At 70.1% G+C, this 14,673-nt stretch carries 13 protein-coding genes; 11 read left to right on the forward strand and 2 right to left on the reverse strand.

Features of this window, described 5'->3' with window-relative positions:
- The first annotated feature begins 85 nt into the window (after positions 1-85).
- From QNO21_RS03885 to QNO21_RS03900, 4 genes are all read left to right on the forward strand, one after another.
- Positions 86-262 carry a hypothetical protein gene (locus tag QNO21_RS03885; protein WP_257516422.1) on the forward strand — a complete coding sequence of 59 codons (177 nt, stop codon included), beginning with the start codon at positions 86-88 and terminating at the stop codon, positions 260-262.
- Complete coding sequence (locus tag QNO21_RS03890) at positions 195-2,348, forward strand: DEAD/DEAH box helicase (protein ID WP_257519402.1); 2,154 nt, start codon at positions 195-197, stop codon at positions 2,346-2,348. Before QNO21_RS03885 ends, QNO21_RS03890 begins: the two co-directional genes overlap by 68 nt.
- A gap of 170 nt (positions 2,349-2,518) precedes the next feature.
- Positions 2,519-3,547, forward strand: coding sequence for a 6-phosphofructokinase (locus tag QNO21_RS03895; protein ID WP_257517064.1), 1,029 nt, complete (start codon positions 2,519-2,521; stop codon positions 3,545-3,547).
- Between the two features lie 446 nt (positions 3,548-3,993).
- On the forward strand, positions 3,994-4,830 hold the full coding sequence (locus tag QNO21_RS03900) for a DUF559 domain-containing protein (RefSeq protein WP_257519401.1): 837 nt from the start codon (positions 3,994-3,996) through the stop codon (positions 4,828-4,830).
- 124 nt (positions 4,831-4,954) lie between these two features.
- Here the strand turns inward: QNO21_RS03900 and QNO21_RS03905 are convergent, their stop codons facing one another.
- A complete protein-coding gene (locus tag QNO21_RS03905) occupies positions 4,955-7,090 on the reverse strand; it encodes a S9 family peptidase (protein ID WP_374211414.1) in 2,136 nt (711 codons plus the stop codon).
- A 185-nt stretch (positions 7,091-7,275) separates the two neighbouring features.
- Here QNO21_RS03905 and QNO21_RS03910 point away from each other — a divergent pair, with 185 nt between their 5' ends.
- The 5 genes from QNO21_RS03910 to QNO21_RS03930 all read left to right on the forward strand — a co-directional run bounded on the left by QNO21_RS03910 (position 7,276) and on the right by QNO21_RS03930 (position 11,910).
- Positions 7,276-8,547, forward strand: a complete 1,272-nt coding sequence (locus QNO21_RS03910; protein ID WP_257519400.1) for an inorganic phosphate transporter — start codon at positions 7,276-7,278, stop codon at positions 8,545-8,547.
- Positions 8,544-8,879 carry a peptidase gene (locus QNO21_RS03915; RefSeq protein WP_257517034.1) on the forward strand — a complete coding sequence of 112 codons (336 nt, stop codon included), beginning with the start codon at positions 8,544-8,546 and terminating at the stop codon, positions 8,877-8,879. The genes QNO21_RS03910 and QNO21_RS03915 overlap by 4 nt, the downstream gene beginning before the upstream one ends.
- A gap of 39 nt (positions 8,880-8,918) precedes the next feature.
- Positions 8,919-9,833 carry a phosphodiesterase gene (locus QNO21_RS03920; RefSeq protein ID WP_257517035.1) on the forward strand — a complete coding sequence of 305 codons (915 nt, stop codon included), beginning with the start codon at positions 8,919-8,921 and terminating at the stop codon, positions 9,831-9,833.
- An 84-nt stretch (positions 9,834-9,917) separates the two neighbouring features.
- Complete coding sequence (locus QNO21_RS03925) at positions 9,918-11,381, forward strand: aspartate ammonia-lyase (RefSeq protein WP_257519399.1); 1,464 nt, start codon at positions 9,918-9,920, stop codon at positions 11,379-11,381.
- 79 nt (positions 11,382-11,460) lie between these two features.
- Positions 11,461-11,910: a DUF4190 domain-containing protein gene (locus QNO21_RS03930; protein WP_257516937.1), complete on the forward strand. Its 450-nt coding sequence runs from the start codon at positions 11,461-11,463 to the stop codon at positions 11,908-11,910.
- Positions 11,911-11,954: 44 nt separating this feature from the next.
- Here QNO21_RS03930 and QNO21_RS03935 read toward each other — a convergent pair whose 3' ends face one another.
- The gene (locus tag QNO21_RS03935) at positions 11,955-12,821 is read right to left on the reverse strand and encodes a fumarylacetoacetate hydrolase family protein (RefSeq protein ID WP_257519398.1); all 867 of its coding nucleotides are present in this window, start codon (positions 12,819-12,821) and stop codon (positions 11,955-11,957) included.
- Positions 12,822-12,888: 67 nt separating this feature from the next.
- Between QNO21_RS03935 and QNO21_RS03940 the strand changes: the two genes are divergently transcribed.
- Together QNO21_RS03940 and QNO21_RS03945 are read left to right on the forward strand one after the other, a co-directional pair.
- Positions 12,889-14,055, forward strand: coding sequence for a PrsW family intramembrane metalloprotease (locus QNO21_RS03940; protein WP_257519396.1), 1,167 nt, complete (start codon positions 12,889-12,891; stop codon positions 14,053-14,055).
- A gap of 184 nt (positions 14,056-14,239) precedes the next feature.
- Positions 14,240-14,608, forward strand: a complete 369-nt coding sequence (locus tag QNO21_RS03945) for an FKBP-type peptidyl-prolyl cis-trans isomerase (RefSeq protein WP_257494966.1) — start codon at positions 14,240-14,242, stop codon at positions 14,606-14,608.
- Positions 14,609-14,673 lie beyond the last annotated feature (65 nt).

Below are 14,673 nucleotides of genomic sequence, written 5' to 3' on the forward strand. Positions count from 1 at the left end.
CCGGCGCATATGCCCTAGACTGGATGTCGGGGAAAGGCGCCTCGCCGCCGCATTCGGCCGCAGTGGGCCCGTGTCGCCACGTGCGATGTCCCTTTACCGCGGTCGTCCCGGCATCCGAGCCGCACGCGGTGACATGCAGATCGATCCCGCCCCGGGAAAGCCCGAGGCATCCGGCATCCACGCCCAGGAGGAGCATGCCGACCACGGCACCTGCCGCGCAGTCCACGTCGCGGCGCAGGAAGAATTCGTCGTCGCGACGTGACGACGACGCGCCCATCATCCCGATCCTCGCCCGCAAGGTGCGCGAGGTCGAGGCCAAGTCCCAGCGCGGAAAGCTCGGCCCCACCAACCGTTCGAAGTTCCAGGTGATCGCCTTCCTCGTGCGCGAGGAGCGGGCCCGGGTCAAGGCCGACACCGACGTCACCGATGCCACGCGCGCGGAGCTGCTCAAGCGCCTCGACGGGGTCGCCACGATCCTCGCCAAGACCGCGGCGCGTGACACGTCGCTCATCCAGCTGCTCGAGGTCGACCAGGCCACGTCGCCTGTGGCCAAGCGCATGCGTCGGGACTGGCTGCTCGAGTCGGGAGCCGAGCTCCCGCCGGACGAGCTCATCATCACCGACCGCGTCCCGGTGGCGGCCCCCGTCGTCCCGGCCGCCGTCAGCTCGCGTCAGGTGTTCCCCCCGCAGATCGAGGCACGCCGCGAGGCGAACCCGTTCCTGCCGCCGGACCTCTCGCGCAAGCCGCACGCCGACACTCCCCGTCGCCGCCTCGACGGCTGGGAGCTCATGGGGCCGCTGTACAAGGCGTTCGAGACCGGCGCCGGCGGCACCGCGGCGTCGATGGACCTGCCGCCCATGCCCGAGTTCGACCGCCTGTCGCCCAAGGGCCTCGAGATCATGCCGCACCAGTCGCGGTTCCTCGAGGCAGTGCGTCACGGTCACCGCAGCTTCCTGCTCGCCGACGAGCCGGGACTCGGCAAGACGGCCGAGTCGGTGCTCGCGGCATCCGTCGCCGACGCCTACCCTCTGCTGGTGGTCGTGCCCAACGTGGTCAAGATGAACTGGGCCCGCGAGGTGCACCGCTGGACGCCGCAGCGTCGTGCAACGGTCATCCACGGCGACGGCGAGAACATCGACGCGTTCGCGGACGTCTTCATCGTCAACTACGAGATCCTCGACCGGCACTTGTCGTGGCTCGGCTCGATCGGCCTGAAGGGCATGGTCGTCGACGAGGCGCACTTCATCAAGAACCTCTCGTCGCAGCGGTCCCAGAATGTGCTGGCGCTGGCCGGTCTCATCCGCGAGCAGGTCAGCGACCCGCTCATGCTCGCCCTTACCGGCACCCCGCTGATCAACGACGTCGAGGACTTCGACGCGATCTGGCGCTTCCTCGGCTGGACCAACGGCGAGAAGCCCGGTCCCGAGCTCATGGAGAAGCTCGATGCCACGGGTCTGACGCCGGCGGACAAGGCGTTCTACCCCGAGGCGCGCGAGGCCGTCATCTCGATGGGGATCGTGCGGCGCAAGAAGAAGGACGTCGCCGCGGATCTCCCAGACAAGCTCATCGCCGACCTCCCCGTCGAGCTCGACGACGACTTCGGTCGCTCGATCCGGGCCGCGGAGCGCGAGCTCGGCGACCGCCTCGCGGCGAAGTACCGCCGCATCCTCGAAGCGCGCGGTGACCGGGTGTTCCTGGGCGACTACGACGAGGACATCGTGCGGCTCGTCGCGCACAACGAGCTGGAAGAGGCCAAGTCCGCCGGCTCCGGCTCGGAGAACGTCTTCACCATGGTCCGCCGCATCGGCCAGGCCAAGGCCCTGCTCGCTGCGGACTACGCGGTGCAGCTGCAGCGGTCGGTGGGCAAGGTCGTCTTCTTCGCCAAGCACATCGACGTCATGGATGCCGCCGAGGCGCACTTCGCCGCGGCGGGCCTGCGCACCGTGTCGATCCGTGGCGACCAGACGACCCCTGCTCGCCAGGACGCCATCGACGCGTTCAACAACGATCCGGGCGTCGGCATCGCGGTGTGCTCGCTGACGGCTGCCGGTGTGGGGCTGAACCTGCAGGCGGCATCCAACGTCGTCCTCGCGGAGCTGTCGTGGACGGCAGCCGAGCAGACCCAGGCGATCGACCGCGTGCACCGGATCGGTCAGGGCGAGCCCGTCACGGCGTGGCGCATCATCGCGGCGCACACGATCGACACCAAGATCGCCGAGCTCATCGACTCCAAGCAGGGCCTCGCGGCGCGTGCACTGGACGGCGAGGCGGCCGACGCCGCGTCGACCGACTCGGTGCAGCTGGCCGCCCTCATGCATCTGCTGCGGCGGTCGCTCGGCGGCAGCTGATACCCGCTGCCGCCGACGCGGCCTGATGATCGACGCGGTCCCGCCTTTCGGCGGGGCCGCGTCGCATTTACCCCGGCCCGCACGTCTGGCAGGTGATCGCGTGCGGCGATAGTGTCGAGGGAGGCAGCGTGGCCGCACCATCACTGAACAGCTGACAGCAAGGACGTTCCATGAAGATCGGCATCCTCACGAGCGGCGGCGACTGCCCCGGCCTGAACGCGGTCATCCGCGGCGTCGTGCTCAAGGGCACCACCACCTACGACCTCGAGTTCGTCGGCGTCCGCGACGGCTGGCGCGGGGTCGTCGACGCGGACTTCTTCCCCCTGACCCGACACGAGGTGAAGGGCCTGTCGAAGGTCGGCGGCACGATCCTCGGCACCAGCCGCACGAACCCCTACGAAGGCCCGCGCGGCGGCGCCGAGAACATCGCCAAGACGCTCTACGGCCACCGCATCGACGGCATCATCGCCATCGGCGGCGAGGGCACCCTGGCCGCAGCGAACCGTCTCTCCAAAGACGGCATCAACGTGCTGGGCGTCCCCAAGACGATCGACAACGACCTTCGGGCCACGGACTACTCCTTCGGCTTCGACACCGCCGTGAACATCGCCACCGACGCGATGGATCGCCTCCGCACCACCGGTGACTCGCACCAGCGGTGCATGGTCGCCGAGGTGATGGGCCGCCACGTCGGCTGGATCGCCCTGCACGCCGGCATGGCCGCCGGCGCACACGTCATCTGCATCCCCGAGGTGCCGATGTCGATCGATGACATCTGCGAGCAGGTCTCCAAAGCCCACGACCGCGGCCGCGCGCCACTGGTCGTCGTGTCGGAGGGCTTCAAGCTGTCCGGCATGGACGAGGCCTACAGCGACAAGGGACTGGATGCCTTCAACCGCCCGCGCCTGGGCGGCATCGGCGAGATCATCGCGCCGGAGATCGAGCGCATCACCGGCATCGAGACTCGGGCCACCGTGCTCGGCCACATCCAGCGGGGCGGCTCGCCCTCGGCGTTCGACCGTGTGCTGGCGACCCGCCTGGGGCTGCACGCCGCCGACGCCATCATGGACGGCGCGTGGGGCCAGATGGTCTCGATGAAGGGCACCGACATCGTGCGCGTCTCGTTCGAAGAGGCGCTCGGCGAGCTCAACACCGTGCCCCTGTACCGCTACGAAGAGGCCGCCGCGCTCTTCGGCTGAGTTCGCGTCGCGCGTCACGCGTCACGCGGCCTTCGTCGCTGGGCGACCGTATGTTCCCGGGAGACCTCCCCGCTGCAGGAGGTCTCCCGGGAACAGGTCGTTCCGGGCTGCTTCGTCCTGTGTCGGTGAGTCTTCCTGTCGCGGGGAGGGATGCCGCGCTCGCGCCGCGCTCGCGCCGCCGCGCGGCGGGGAGGGATGCCGGGCTCGCGCCGCGCTAGCGCCGCCGCGCCACGGGCCGGCATCCATCCCGGGCGCAGGTGATCTCGGCGAGACAGGATGCTTCGGGCGCTCTCCGTCCTGTTGCGGTGAGTCTTCCTGTTCCGGGGGAGGGTGGATGCCGCACTTGCGCCGCTGCGCCTCCTGCACAGGCGGCCGAGTCGCGAGTCCGTCCACGGGGCGCGGCTCGGCGCCCGCGGGGCCGAGGCCGTGCCCCGCAGGATGACGGCATGCATCCGACATCGGTACTCGTCTCGTGGCTCGTCGCCCACGGCGGGGCCGCCCATTCCAGCGCCGTGAAGGCCGCGGGCTTCACGACCCACGGCATCCGCCTCGCGGTAGAGCGCGGCGCGGTGCAGCGGGTGCGGCGCTCCTGGCTGGTCACGCGCGACTGCCCACCGGGCCCGCGCCGTGCGGCCTACGTCGGCGGGCGACTCAGCTGCGTGAGCGCGGCGGCGCACATCGGCCTGTGGACGCCGCCGCACCAGCAGACCCACCTCGTGGTTCCGCCGACCTCGTCACGCCACGATGCCGACGGAGTGCGCCTGCATTGGTCCCGTGGGCCGGCGCCGGTGGGTGGGGGCACCCTGGTGGACCCGCTGCCGAACATCCTCTTCCAGGTCGCGCGCTGCGCGCCGATGGCCGATGCCCTCTGCGTCTGGGAATCGGCCATCCGGCAGAAGGCGGTGCCTCCCGCGTTGCTGGCACGCATCCAATGGCGCGGGGAGGCGGCGCGGGCGCTGGCGGCCGTGGCATCCGACCTGTCCGACTCGGGGGTCGAGACGCGGTTCGTCCTGCTGGCCCGCTCGATCGGGGTGAGCGTGCGCCAGCAGGTGTGGATCGACGGCCACCCCGTCGATGCGCTGATCGGGGAACGGCTGGTCGTGCAGCTCGACGGCTTCGCCCATCATCAGGGAAGGGACCGCCGCCGCGACCTGGCCGCCGACGCCCGGCTCATCCTGCTGGGGTACAGCGTCCTGCGCTTCGACTACCACCAGGTGCTCTTCGAATCCGAGCGGGTGATCACGGTCATCTCGACGGCCATCGCGCAGGGACTGCACCGCTGAGGGCCTCCCCGGCGCAGGTGATCTCACGGACACAGGGCGGATGCCACAGAAGCCTCCTGTTCCGGTGAGATCACCTGCAGGCGGGACCCTCGCCCCGCGAATACTCACTCGCGCCCGCGAATACTCACTCGGCGTCGGCGACTCGCAGCACGTCCAGCAGCCAGGCGAGCTCGAAGGCACGTTCCTTCCAGGAGTTGTACCGGCCCGAGACGCCGCCGTGGCCGGCGACCATCTCGCACTTCAGCAGCGCGTCGGCGCCGACTTCGCGCAGGCGCGCGACCCACTTGGCCGGCTCCACGTACATCACGCGGGTGTCGTTGAGGGAGGTCACTGCGAGGATGCGCGGGTAGGTCACCCCTTCGCGGACATTCTCATAGGGGGAGTACGACTTCATGTACGCGTACACCTCGGCGTCGTGCAGGGGGTCGCCCCACTCGTCCCACTCGATCACCGTCAGGGGAAGCGAGGGATCGAGGATCGTCGTGAGAGCGTCGACGAACGGCACACCGGCGAGGATGCCGGCGAACAGCTCCGGCGCCAGGTTCGCCACCGCGCCCATCAGCAGCCCACCGGCCGACCCGCCCTCGGCGACCATCCGGTCGGGGGAGGTGTAGCCGGCGTCGACGAGGTGACGGGCGGCGTCGACGAAGTCGGTGAAGGTGTTGCGCTTGTGCAGCAGCTTTCCCTCTTCGTACCACTGGCGGCCCATCTCGCCGCCGCCGCGCACGTGCGCGATGGCGAACACGACGCCGCGGTCGAGCAGCGACAGCCGCGCCACCGAGAACCCCGGGTCGATGGAGTGCTCGTACGAGCCGTAGCCGTAGAGGTGCAGCGGGCGGGGGCCGTCCACGGCGGGCGCGCCGAACGAGCGCTTCCACACCAGCGACACCGGCACCCGGGTGCCGTCGCCCGCCGTCGCCCACACCCGCTCCTGCGCGTAGTCCGACGCCTCGTAGCCGCCGAGAACCGGCTGACGCTTGCGCAGCAGCAGCTCGCCGGTGGCCACGACGTAGTCGTAGACGGTGCCGGGGGTGACGTAGGACCCGTATCCGAACCGCAGCATGGGCGGCGCCCACTCCGGGTTGCCCGACAGTCCCACGCTGTAGAGCGGCTCGTCGAAGGCGATCTCCTTGACCGCGTCGGTGGCGTAGTCGAGCATGCCGACGCGCTCCAGTCCTTCGCGGCGGTACGCCGTCACGGCCCAGTCGCGGAAGGTCGAAAGGCCCAGCAGGCGCCGGCCCGGCTCGTGGGCGAGCACCGTCTTGCGCGCGCCGGACGGGTCGGATGCCGCGACCCGCACCAGTTCGAAATCGAGCGCGCTGTCGTTGTGCAGGATGTAGAGCACGTCCTCGCCGGCGACGACCGCGTGCTCGGAGGAGTACTCCACCCCGTCCTGCCGCGGCCAGACCACGCGCGGCGTGCCGCGGAGGTCGTCGGCATCCAGCAGCCACTCCTCCGAGGTGATCGACGAGCCGAGCTCGATCATGAGGTACCGGTCGCTGTGGGTGAAGCCGGCCCCCACCCAGTACCGCTCATCGGGTTCGTGGAAGAGCTTCGTGTCGTCGGCGACGGGGGTGCCCAGCTCGTGCAGCCACACGGTGTCGGGCCGCCAGGCGTCGTCGACGGTCGTGTAGACGATGAACCGGCCATCGGGGGAGAAGGTCGCGCCGGCGAAGGTGCCGGGGATCTCATCCGGCAGGGCGGCGCCCGTCTCGAGGTCGCGCACGCGGACGGTGTAGCGCTCGTCGCCCTCGGTGTCGACGCCGTACAGCAGCGTGCGCCCGTCGCTGGTGACCTCGAAGCTGCCCAGGGAGAAGAAGTCGTGACCTTCCGCCTCGACGTTGCCGTCGAGCAGGACCTGCTCACCGGGCACGGGCACGTCAGGCGACAGCACCGGCGGCGTCCAGTCCTCGGGGGAGGTCAGCGGGGCGCGGCACTGGATGCCGTACTGGCTGCCTTCCAGGGTGCGGCCGTAGTACCACCACTGGCCGCGGCGGGTCGGGACCGAGAGGTCGGTCTCGAGGGTGCGGCCCTTGATCTCCTCGAAGATGCGCTCCCGCAGGCCCTCGAGGTGCGCAGTGCGCGCCTCGGTGTACGCGTTCTCGGCTTCGAGGTGCGCGATCACCTCGGGATCTTCCTTGGCCCGGAGCCACTCATAGGGGTCCGAGAACGTGTCGCCGTGGTGGGTCCGCTCGACCGGGCGGCGAGCGGCGACGGGGGGAGTGGGCGATGCCGGGGGCGTCTGCGCGATGACGGTCACCACACCACGCTAGCCGCCGTCGGGCGGGCACGTGTCGATGCGTGCCGAAACGGCACGCAGCACGGGCGCGGATGTGCGAGGATTTCTTGCGGCCCGGTAAACGGAGCACGAATCCCCGCTGAACTGTTCGTTCGCACGTCGACTTCGTCGACACCCTTCCCCCATCTCCCGACGGAAAGCGAACGGTGGAAACCGCAGCCCTCATCGTCGTCCTGGTCATCGCACTGGCCCTCTTCTTCGACTTCACCAACGGCTTTCACGACACGGCGAACGCGATGGCCACGCCCATCGCCACCGGTGCTCTCAAGCCCAAGACCGCGGTGCTGCTGGCGGCGGTGCTGAACCTCGTGGGCGCGTTCCTGTCCACCGAGGTGGCCCGGACCATCTCGGGCGGCATGATCCGAGAAGACGAGATCTCGGCCACGGTCTTCCCGTCGATCATCTTCGCCGGGCTCATCGGCGCGATCACCTGGAACATGCTCACCTGGCTGCTGGGGCTGCCCTCCAGCTCGTCGCACGCACTGTTCGGCGGTCTCATCGGGGCCACCCTCGTGGGCGCGAGTGCGGCGGCGATCAATGTCGGTGTCGTCATGTCCAAGGTGGTGCTGCCCGCCCTCATCGCGCCGCTGACCGCCGGGATCATCGCGTTCACGGTGACCAAGCTCGCCTATGCCATGACCCGCCGGTACGACTCCAAGCCCGATGGGCGCGACGGCTTCCGCTGGGGACAGATCTTCACGTCGTCGCTCGTGGCACTCGCCCACGGCACCAACGACGCGCAGAAGACGATGGGGGTCATCACCCTGGCGCTCATCACCGTCGGGTGGCAGTCCTCGGACCAGCCCCAGCTGTGGGTCATCTTCGCGTGCGCCGTGACGATCGCCCTCGGCACCTACATGGGCGGCTGGCGCATCATCCGCACGCTCGGCAAGGGCCTCACCGACGTCAAGCCCGCGCAGGGCTTCTCTGCGGAGGCATCCACCGCGTCGACCATCCTCGCCTCCAGCGCCCTCGGGTTCGCGCTGTCGACGACGCAGGTCGCCTCCGGCTCGGTCATCGGATCGGGTCTCGGTCGACGCGGCTCGACGGTGCGCTGGCGCACGGTCGGACGCATCATGATCGGCTGGCTGCTGACGCTCCCCGCCGCCGGCGCCGTCGGCGCGCTCTTCGCTCTCATCGTGGTGTGGCTCGGCCAGGTCGTGGGTGTGCTGGTGGGAGCGGTCGCCGCGGTCGTCATCGTCCTGGCGATCTTCCTGCGTTCGCGCCGCAACGAGGTCAACGCCGCCAACGCGATGAGCGAAGTGGCGGAGTCCGGCCGCGCGGTGAAGGTCAAGCGCAACCCGCCGCCCACCCGCCGTCACCGCGCGCTCCTGCGCGAGCAGGCGGAGAACGAGATGACGCAGACGAAGGATGCCACGACAGGCGCCCGCGCCGACGAACGGAAGGGCGACCGGTGAGCTTCTCGATCGATTGGGTGGCATTCCTGGAGGTCTTCGTCGCCGCTCTGCTCGCCGCAGTCGTTGTGGTCGGCTTCTACGCCCTCGGGCTGCGTTTGCTGGTGCGTGCCGGGCGGGCTCCCGTCGTCGCCCCGGCGGAGTTCACCGACGCCATCACCGTCATCTCCGAGAAGCAGGCGCGCCGGGCGGCCAAGGCCGCCGCGAAGGCCGCCACCCGCAGTCCGCTGACCGATGGTCAGAAGCGTCTCGCGCTCGTCGGGGCGTACGCCGCGTTCGCGGTGTGCGCGGGCGCGGTGCTGTTCGGTCTGCTGCTGATCCTCTTCAACCACTGACCGGATCGGGCGTCGGAGCCCTCGCCTAGACTCGGCGGAATGCAGCCCCCGCAGCCTGTGCAGTTCGGCATCCATCCGCCGGCCCGTCGCACCCTCGTTCACCTGAGCGACACCCACCTGCTGGGCGGTGACGTCAGGCTCGGCGGGCGCTTCGACGTGGCCCGCAACCTCGAGGCGACGCTCGCGGCGGTACAGCGGCTGGGTGTGCGGCCCGACGCGCTGGTCTTCACCGGCGACCTCACCGATCTGGGGGAGCCCGAGGCGTATCGCGCACTGCGCGCGGCGGTCGAACCCGTCGCCGAACGGCTCGAGGCGCCGGTGATCTGGGTGGCCGGAAACCACGACGAACGCCCCGAGCTCCGCCGCGAGCTCCTGGGGCTCGAGGCCAACGAAGAGCCCGTCACCGGGGTCTGGGACCTGGGCGGGCTGCGCCTGGTGGCGCTGGACACCAGCGTGCCGGGCTGGCACCACGGCGACCTCGACCCCGCGCAGCTGGACTGGCTGCGCGGTGTACTGCGGGAGCCGGCGCCGCTGGGCACGCTGCTGGCGATGCACCACCCGCCGCTTCCCAGCCACATCCCGCTCTTCGACATCCTCGAGCTCCGCCACCAGGACGCTCTGGCCGACCTCGTCCGGGGAAGCGACGTGCGCGGCATCCTCGCAGGTCACCTGCACTACTCCACGCACGGCACGTTCGCCGGCATCCCCGTCAGCGTCGCGTCGGCCACCTGCTACACGATGAACCTGCAGCGGCCGCCGGCGGAGGTCAACGGCATGGATGCCGGGCAGTCCTTCCATCTCGTGCACGTGTACGACGACACGATCACCCACGCCGTCGTCCCGGTCGCCGATGCCCCCACGGGCGACCACTTCTCGCCGGCGTGGGTCGCCGAGATGGCGCGGCTGACTCCCCAGGAGCGGCTCGAGGCGTTCTCGCGCAAACCCGCTCGCTGACGGCATCGGGCGAGGGCGACCGGTGTCCCCGGGTAGGCTCGGAGGATCCCATCACACCGCTGTGAGCACCCACGAGGACGCATCATGCCACTGGACGACACGCCCGCCACCCGCACCGAGACCGACTCCCTGGGGTCGGTGGAGATCCCCGCCGACGCGTACTGGGGGGTGCACACCGCCCGGGCCCTCGAGAACTTCCCCATCTCGCAGCGGCCGATCTCGGTCTACCGCGACCTCGTCTGCGCGCTGGCGATGGTCAAGCAGGCGTCTGCCCGAGCCAACGCCGAGATCGGGGCGCTCGACCCCGAGCGCGCCCGCCTCATCGACGCTGCCGCGCAGCGCGTCATCGACGGCGAGTTCCACGACCAGTTCGTCGTCGGCGTCGTGCAGGGCGGCGCCGGAACGTCGACCAACATGAATGCCAACGAGGTCATCACCAACATCGCGCTCGAGATGGCAGGGCGGCCCAAGGGCGACTACGCCTTCCTCTCGCCGATCGATCACACCAACCGCAGCCAGTCGACGAACGACGTCTACCCGACGGCGATCAAGGTGGGCCTCGGACTGGACCTGCGCACGCTGCTGGAGGAGCTCGACCTGCTCCGTCAGTCGTTCCTGGCCAAGGCGGTCGAGTTCCACGACGTGCTGAAGGTCGGTCGCACCCAGCTGCAGGACGCGGTGCCGATGACCCTGGGGCAGGAGTTCCACGGCTTCGCCACCACGCTCGGCGAGGACCACGCGCGGCTCACCGAGAACGCGTCGCTGCTGTACGAGATCAACATGGGCGCCACCGCGATCGGCACAGGCATCACGACGCACCCCGACTACTCCCGCGCCGTGCTGCGGCACCTGCGCGAGATCTCGGGGCTCGACCTCGAGACTGCGGTGGATCTCGTGGAGTCCACGAGCGACACGGGCTCGTTCATGTCGTTCTCCTCCTCACTCAAGCGCAACGCGATCAAGCTGTCGAAGATCAGCAACGACCTGCGGCTGCTCTCCAGCGGACCGCAGGCGGGGTTCGGCGAGATCAACCTGCCGGCGCGCCAAGCGGGCTCGAGCATCATGCCCGGCAAGGTCAACCCGGTCATCCCGGAGGTCGTGAACCAGGTCGCTTTCTCGGTGGCGGGCGCCGACCTCACCATCACGATGGCCGTCGAAGGAGGCCAGCTGCAGCTGAACGCGTTCGAGCCGATCATCGCGCATTCGCTCTTCCAGTCGATCACCTGGATGCGTCGGGCCATGCGCACGCTGCGGGTCAACTGCATCGACGGCATCACCGCGAACCGCGCACGCCTGGGCGCGATGGTCGGGTCGTCGGTGGGTGTGGTCACGGCCCTCACGCCGTTCATCGGCTATGCGGCATCCGCGGCTCTCGCCAAGACCGCCCTGCTGACGGGCCACAACGTGGGCGACCTCGTGGTCGAAGCAGGGCTCATGAGCCGGGACGAGGTGGACAAGCAGCTGTCGCCGGCGCGGTTGTCGGGCCTCGAGGCCATCACCGCCGCCATCCCGGTGCAGCAGGCCGCCGATAGCATAATCGAGAGCTGAATGGGGCGATTTGTCGCACTTTAACGGGGAAGGCTAGCGTTTTCTCATCCGGGACACGCCGGCACATCAAGGAGCAGACATGTCCGACCAGAACCCCCCGCAGTCGCCCACCCCTCCGGCCGGGCAGCCCCCCTACCAGCCTCCGACCGCACCTCCGGCAGCGCCCGCCTACGGCTCCGCGCCCGCGTACGGCGCGGCGCCCGCATACGACCCGAGCGGTGCCCCGGCGGCGCCGGGCGCGCCCGTGCCCGGAAAGACGCTGGGCATCGTCGCCTTCGTGCTGTCGTTCTTCGCGCAGCTGTTCGGCCTGATCCTCGGCATCGTGGCGTACGTGCAGAGCAAGAAGGCCGGCGTCAAGAACACGTGGGCACTGGCGGCCATCATCATCAGCAGCGTGCTCATGGTGCTGATGATCATCCTCGGCATCGTGATCTTCACTGCGGTGCTCGGCGCGACCGACGCGGCCTGCAATGAGCTCGGCACCGGTGTGTGGCAGCTGACCGACGGCACGCAGATCACCTGCGACTGACCCTGGTGTCGACGGAACCCCCGTGCGCTGCGGCGTGCGGGGGTTCAGTCGTAGATGCGGCAGCGCGTCGTGAGCTCGCCGATGCCGTCGATGCCGACGGTGACGGTGGACCGGTCGCGCAGGAAGATCTGCGGGTCCCGGGAGTAGCCGGCTCCACCGGGGCTGCCGGTGGAGATGAGGGTGCCCGGCAGCAGCGTCGCCGACGAAGACAGGTGCGACACGAGGGTCGCGACCGAACGGATCATCTGGCCCGTGGTGGCATCCTGCACCGTCTGGCCGTCGACCACGGCCCAGATGTGCAGGTCCTGCGGATCGGGGATCTCATCGGCGGTCACCACGAACGGGCCGGTGGGCGTGAAGCCGTCGAACGACTTGCAGCGCGACCACTGCGCCTCCGAGAACTGGATGTCGCGCGCGGTGATGTCGTTGACCACCGTGTAGCCCCACACGTATTCAAGTGCCGCCTCGGTGGAAACGTCCTTCGCGGGACGGCCGATGATGACGCCCAGCTCCGCCTCATAGTCGACCGACTCGCTGAGGGAGCGTGGCCACGACGTCGTCGCCTGATGCGAGGTGAGGGAGTTGGGCCACAGCACGAACACCGTCGGGGCGGTGTCCGCCTTCAGTCCGAGCTCGCTGGAGTGGGCGGCGTAGTTCAGCCCGATCGCCAAGATCACGGGCGGCGCGAGCACTGCGGAGGCGAAGGAGGTGCCGGCCAGCGGATGCCACGTCGTGGCGGCATCGACGGCGTCGCGCACCTGCCCGAGCAGCCCGTCGCCGCCGTCGATGAGGTCCTGCAGCAGGCGAGGGGCGCCGGGGAACAGGTCCTCGACGATGACGGCCTCGTCGCCGCGGACGGCGGCAAGCCGGGGCGGTGCACCCGCGGAGGGAATCACGTGGGCGAAGCGCATCCCTTCAGGCTAGCGGCCCGACCGGGGGCGATCGGCGACACTCTGCGCCACCCCTAGGCTGTCGGTCGTGCCGTACACTTCCGCGCTCTCCCAGCCGCATCCCGGGCATGCCGCGCCCATCGCGCCTGCCCCTTCGTCGCCTCCTGCGCTGCCCGTGCCGCCGCGCAAGGGTCGCAGCGCGCCCATCTGGATCATCGGCGTCCTGGTGCTGCTGCTGGTGGGGCTGGTGGCGTACTTCTTGACCTTCCTGGGCGCCGCCGCCTCGGTGGTCGGCATGGTGCTCGCGGTCGTGCCCTTCGTCGGCGTGCTCCTCGCGGTGCGCATCGTCGACCGCTGGGAGCCCGAGCCCCGGTCCCTCGTCGTGCTCGCGATTGCGTGGGGGGCGATCGCGTCGGTCGTGATCGCCCTCGCCGTGGACCTCGTCATCACCCTGGTCATCGGCTACGACGGCTCGCCCGCGCGCGAGGCGTTCTCGTCGGTCGTGCAGGCTCCGGTGGTGGAGGAGGTGGCCAAGGGGCTGGGGCTGCTGATCATCTTCGCCATCGGGCGGCGGGCGTTCGATGGACCGGTCGACGGCATCGTCTACGGGGCGCTCATCGGCGCAGGCTTCGCCTTCACCGAGAACATCCTCTACTTCGCCTCCGCCCTCATCGAAGGGGGCGTCGCCGAGACCACGGTGACCTTCTTCGTGCGCGGCATCCTCTCGCCGTTCGCACACGTGATGTTCACGGCGGTGACGGGGTACGCCCTCGGCCGCGCCGCGCGCAACGGCGCGTCGGTCGGGGCGGCGCTGGGTCCCTGGGCGCTGGGCCTCGTGGGCGCGACGGTGCTGCACGCGCTGTGGAACGGCTCCGCGCTCTTCGCGGACTTCTTCGCGCTGTATACGACGTTGCAGATGCCGCTGTTCGTCCTGTTCATCGCGGGGGTGCTGCTGCTGCGCCGGGAGGAGGCGCGGCTGACGCGCGCACGACTGGCGGACTATGCGGCAGCCGGCTGGTTCACTGCGGGGGAGGTCGACATGCTGGCCACCGGCGCGGGGCGTCGCCGCGCCATGGCGTGGGCGCGCACGCTGCCGGGGGGAGGGCCCGCCATGAAGGATTTCATCTCCGATGCCACGGCGCTCGCCGCGGCCCGCCAGCGCGCGCTGTCGGGCCGGGACCCGCATGCGGTCGAGGACGAGCACGTCTTCCTCGCCCGAGCGGTCGCGGCGCGGGCGGCGCTCTTCGCGCGGTAGCCGGACGGTGCGGGCGGCTGGGCTGACGACGTCCCGTCAACGACTCAGCGCCCGGTGCCGCGGCGATGCCTGCGTGTCTCCCGAGCGCTGAGTCGATATGCCTCAATGATCCTCCGGCACTCAGGGGGTGTCAAGCGAGCGTGGCGCGTTGACCGCACCCAGCACCTCGGGTTGGATGGGGAGCATGACTGACAACCGAAGCAAGCCCGAGTTCGACGCCCCCACGGGACCGGCTCCCTCCGAGCTGGTCATCCGTGACCTCATCGTCGGCGACGGCCCCGAGGCGAAGCCCGGCGACACCGTCACCGTCCACTACGCGGGCGTGGAGTACGACACCGGCGAGGAGTTCGACTCGTCGTGGAGCCGCGGTGAGAGCATCCAGTTCCCGCTGCGCGGCCTCATCCAGGGGTGGCAGGACGGCATTCCCGGCATGAAGGTCGGCGGTCGCCGCGAGCTGATCATCCCGCCGCACCTGGCCTACGGCCCGGCCGGGGGCCACTTCCTCGGCGGCAAGACCCTCGTCTTCATCATCGATCTGCTCGCCGTCGGCTGAGCACCGGATCGACCCTGCGGAGGGGCGGATGCCACGGCATCCGCCCCTCCGTCGTTCCCCGGTGT

It is taken from the genome of Microbacterium sp. zg-Y818, assembly GCF_030246905.1.
Lineage (GTDB): Bacteria > Actinomycetota > Actinomycetes > Actinomycetales > Microbacteriaceae > Microbacterium.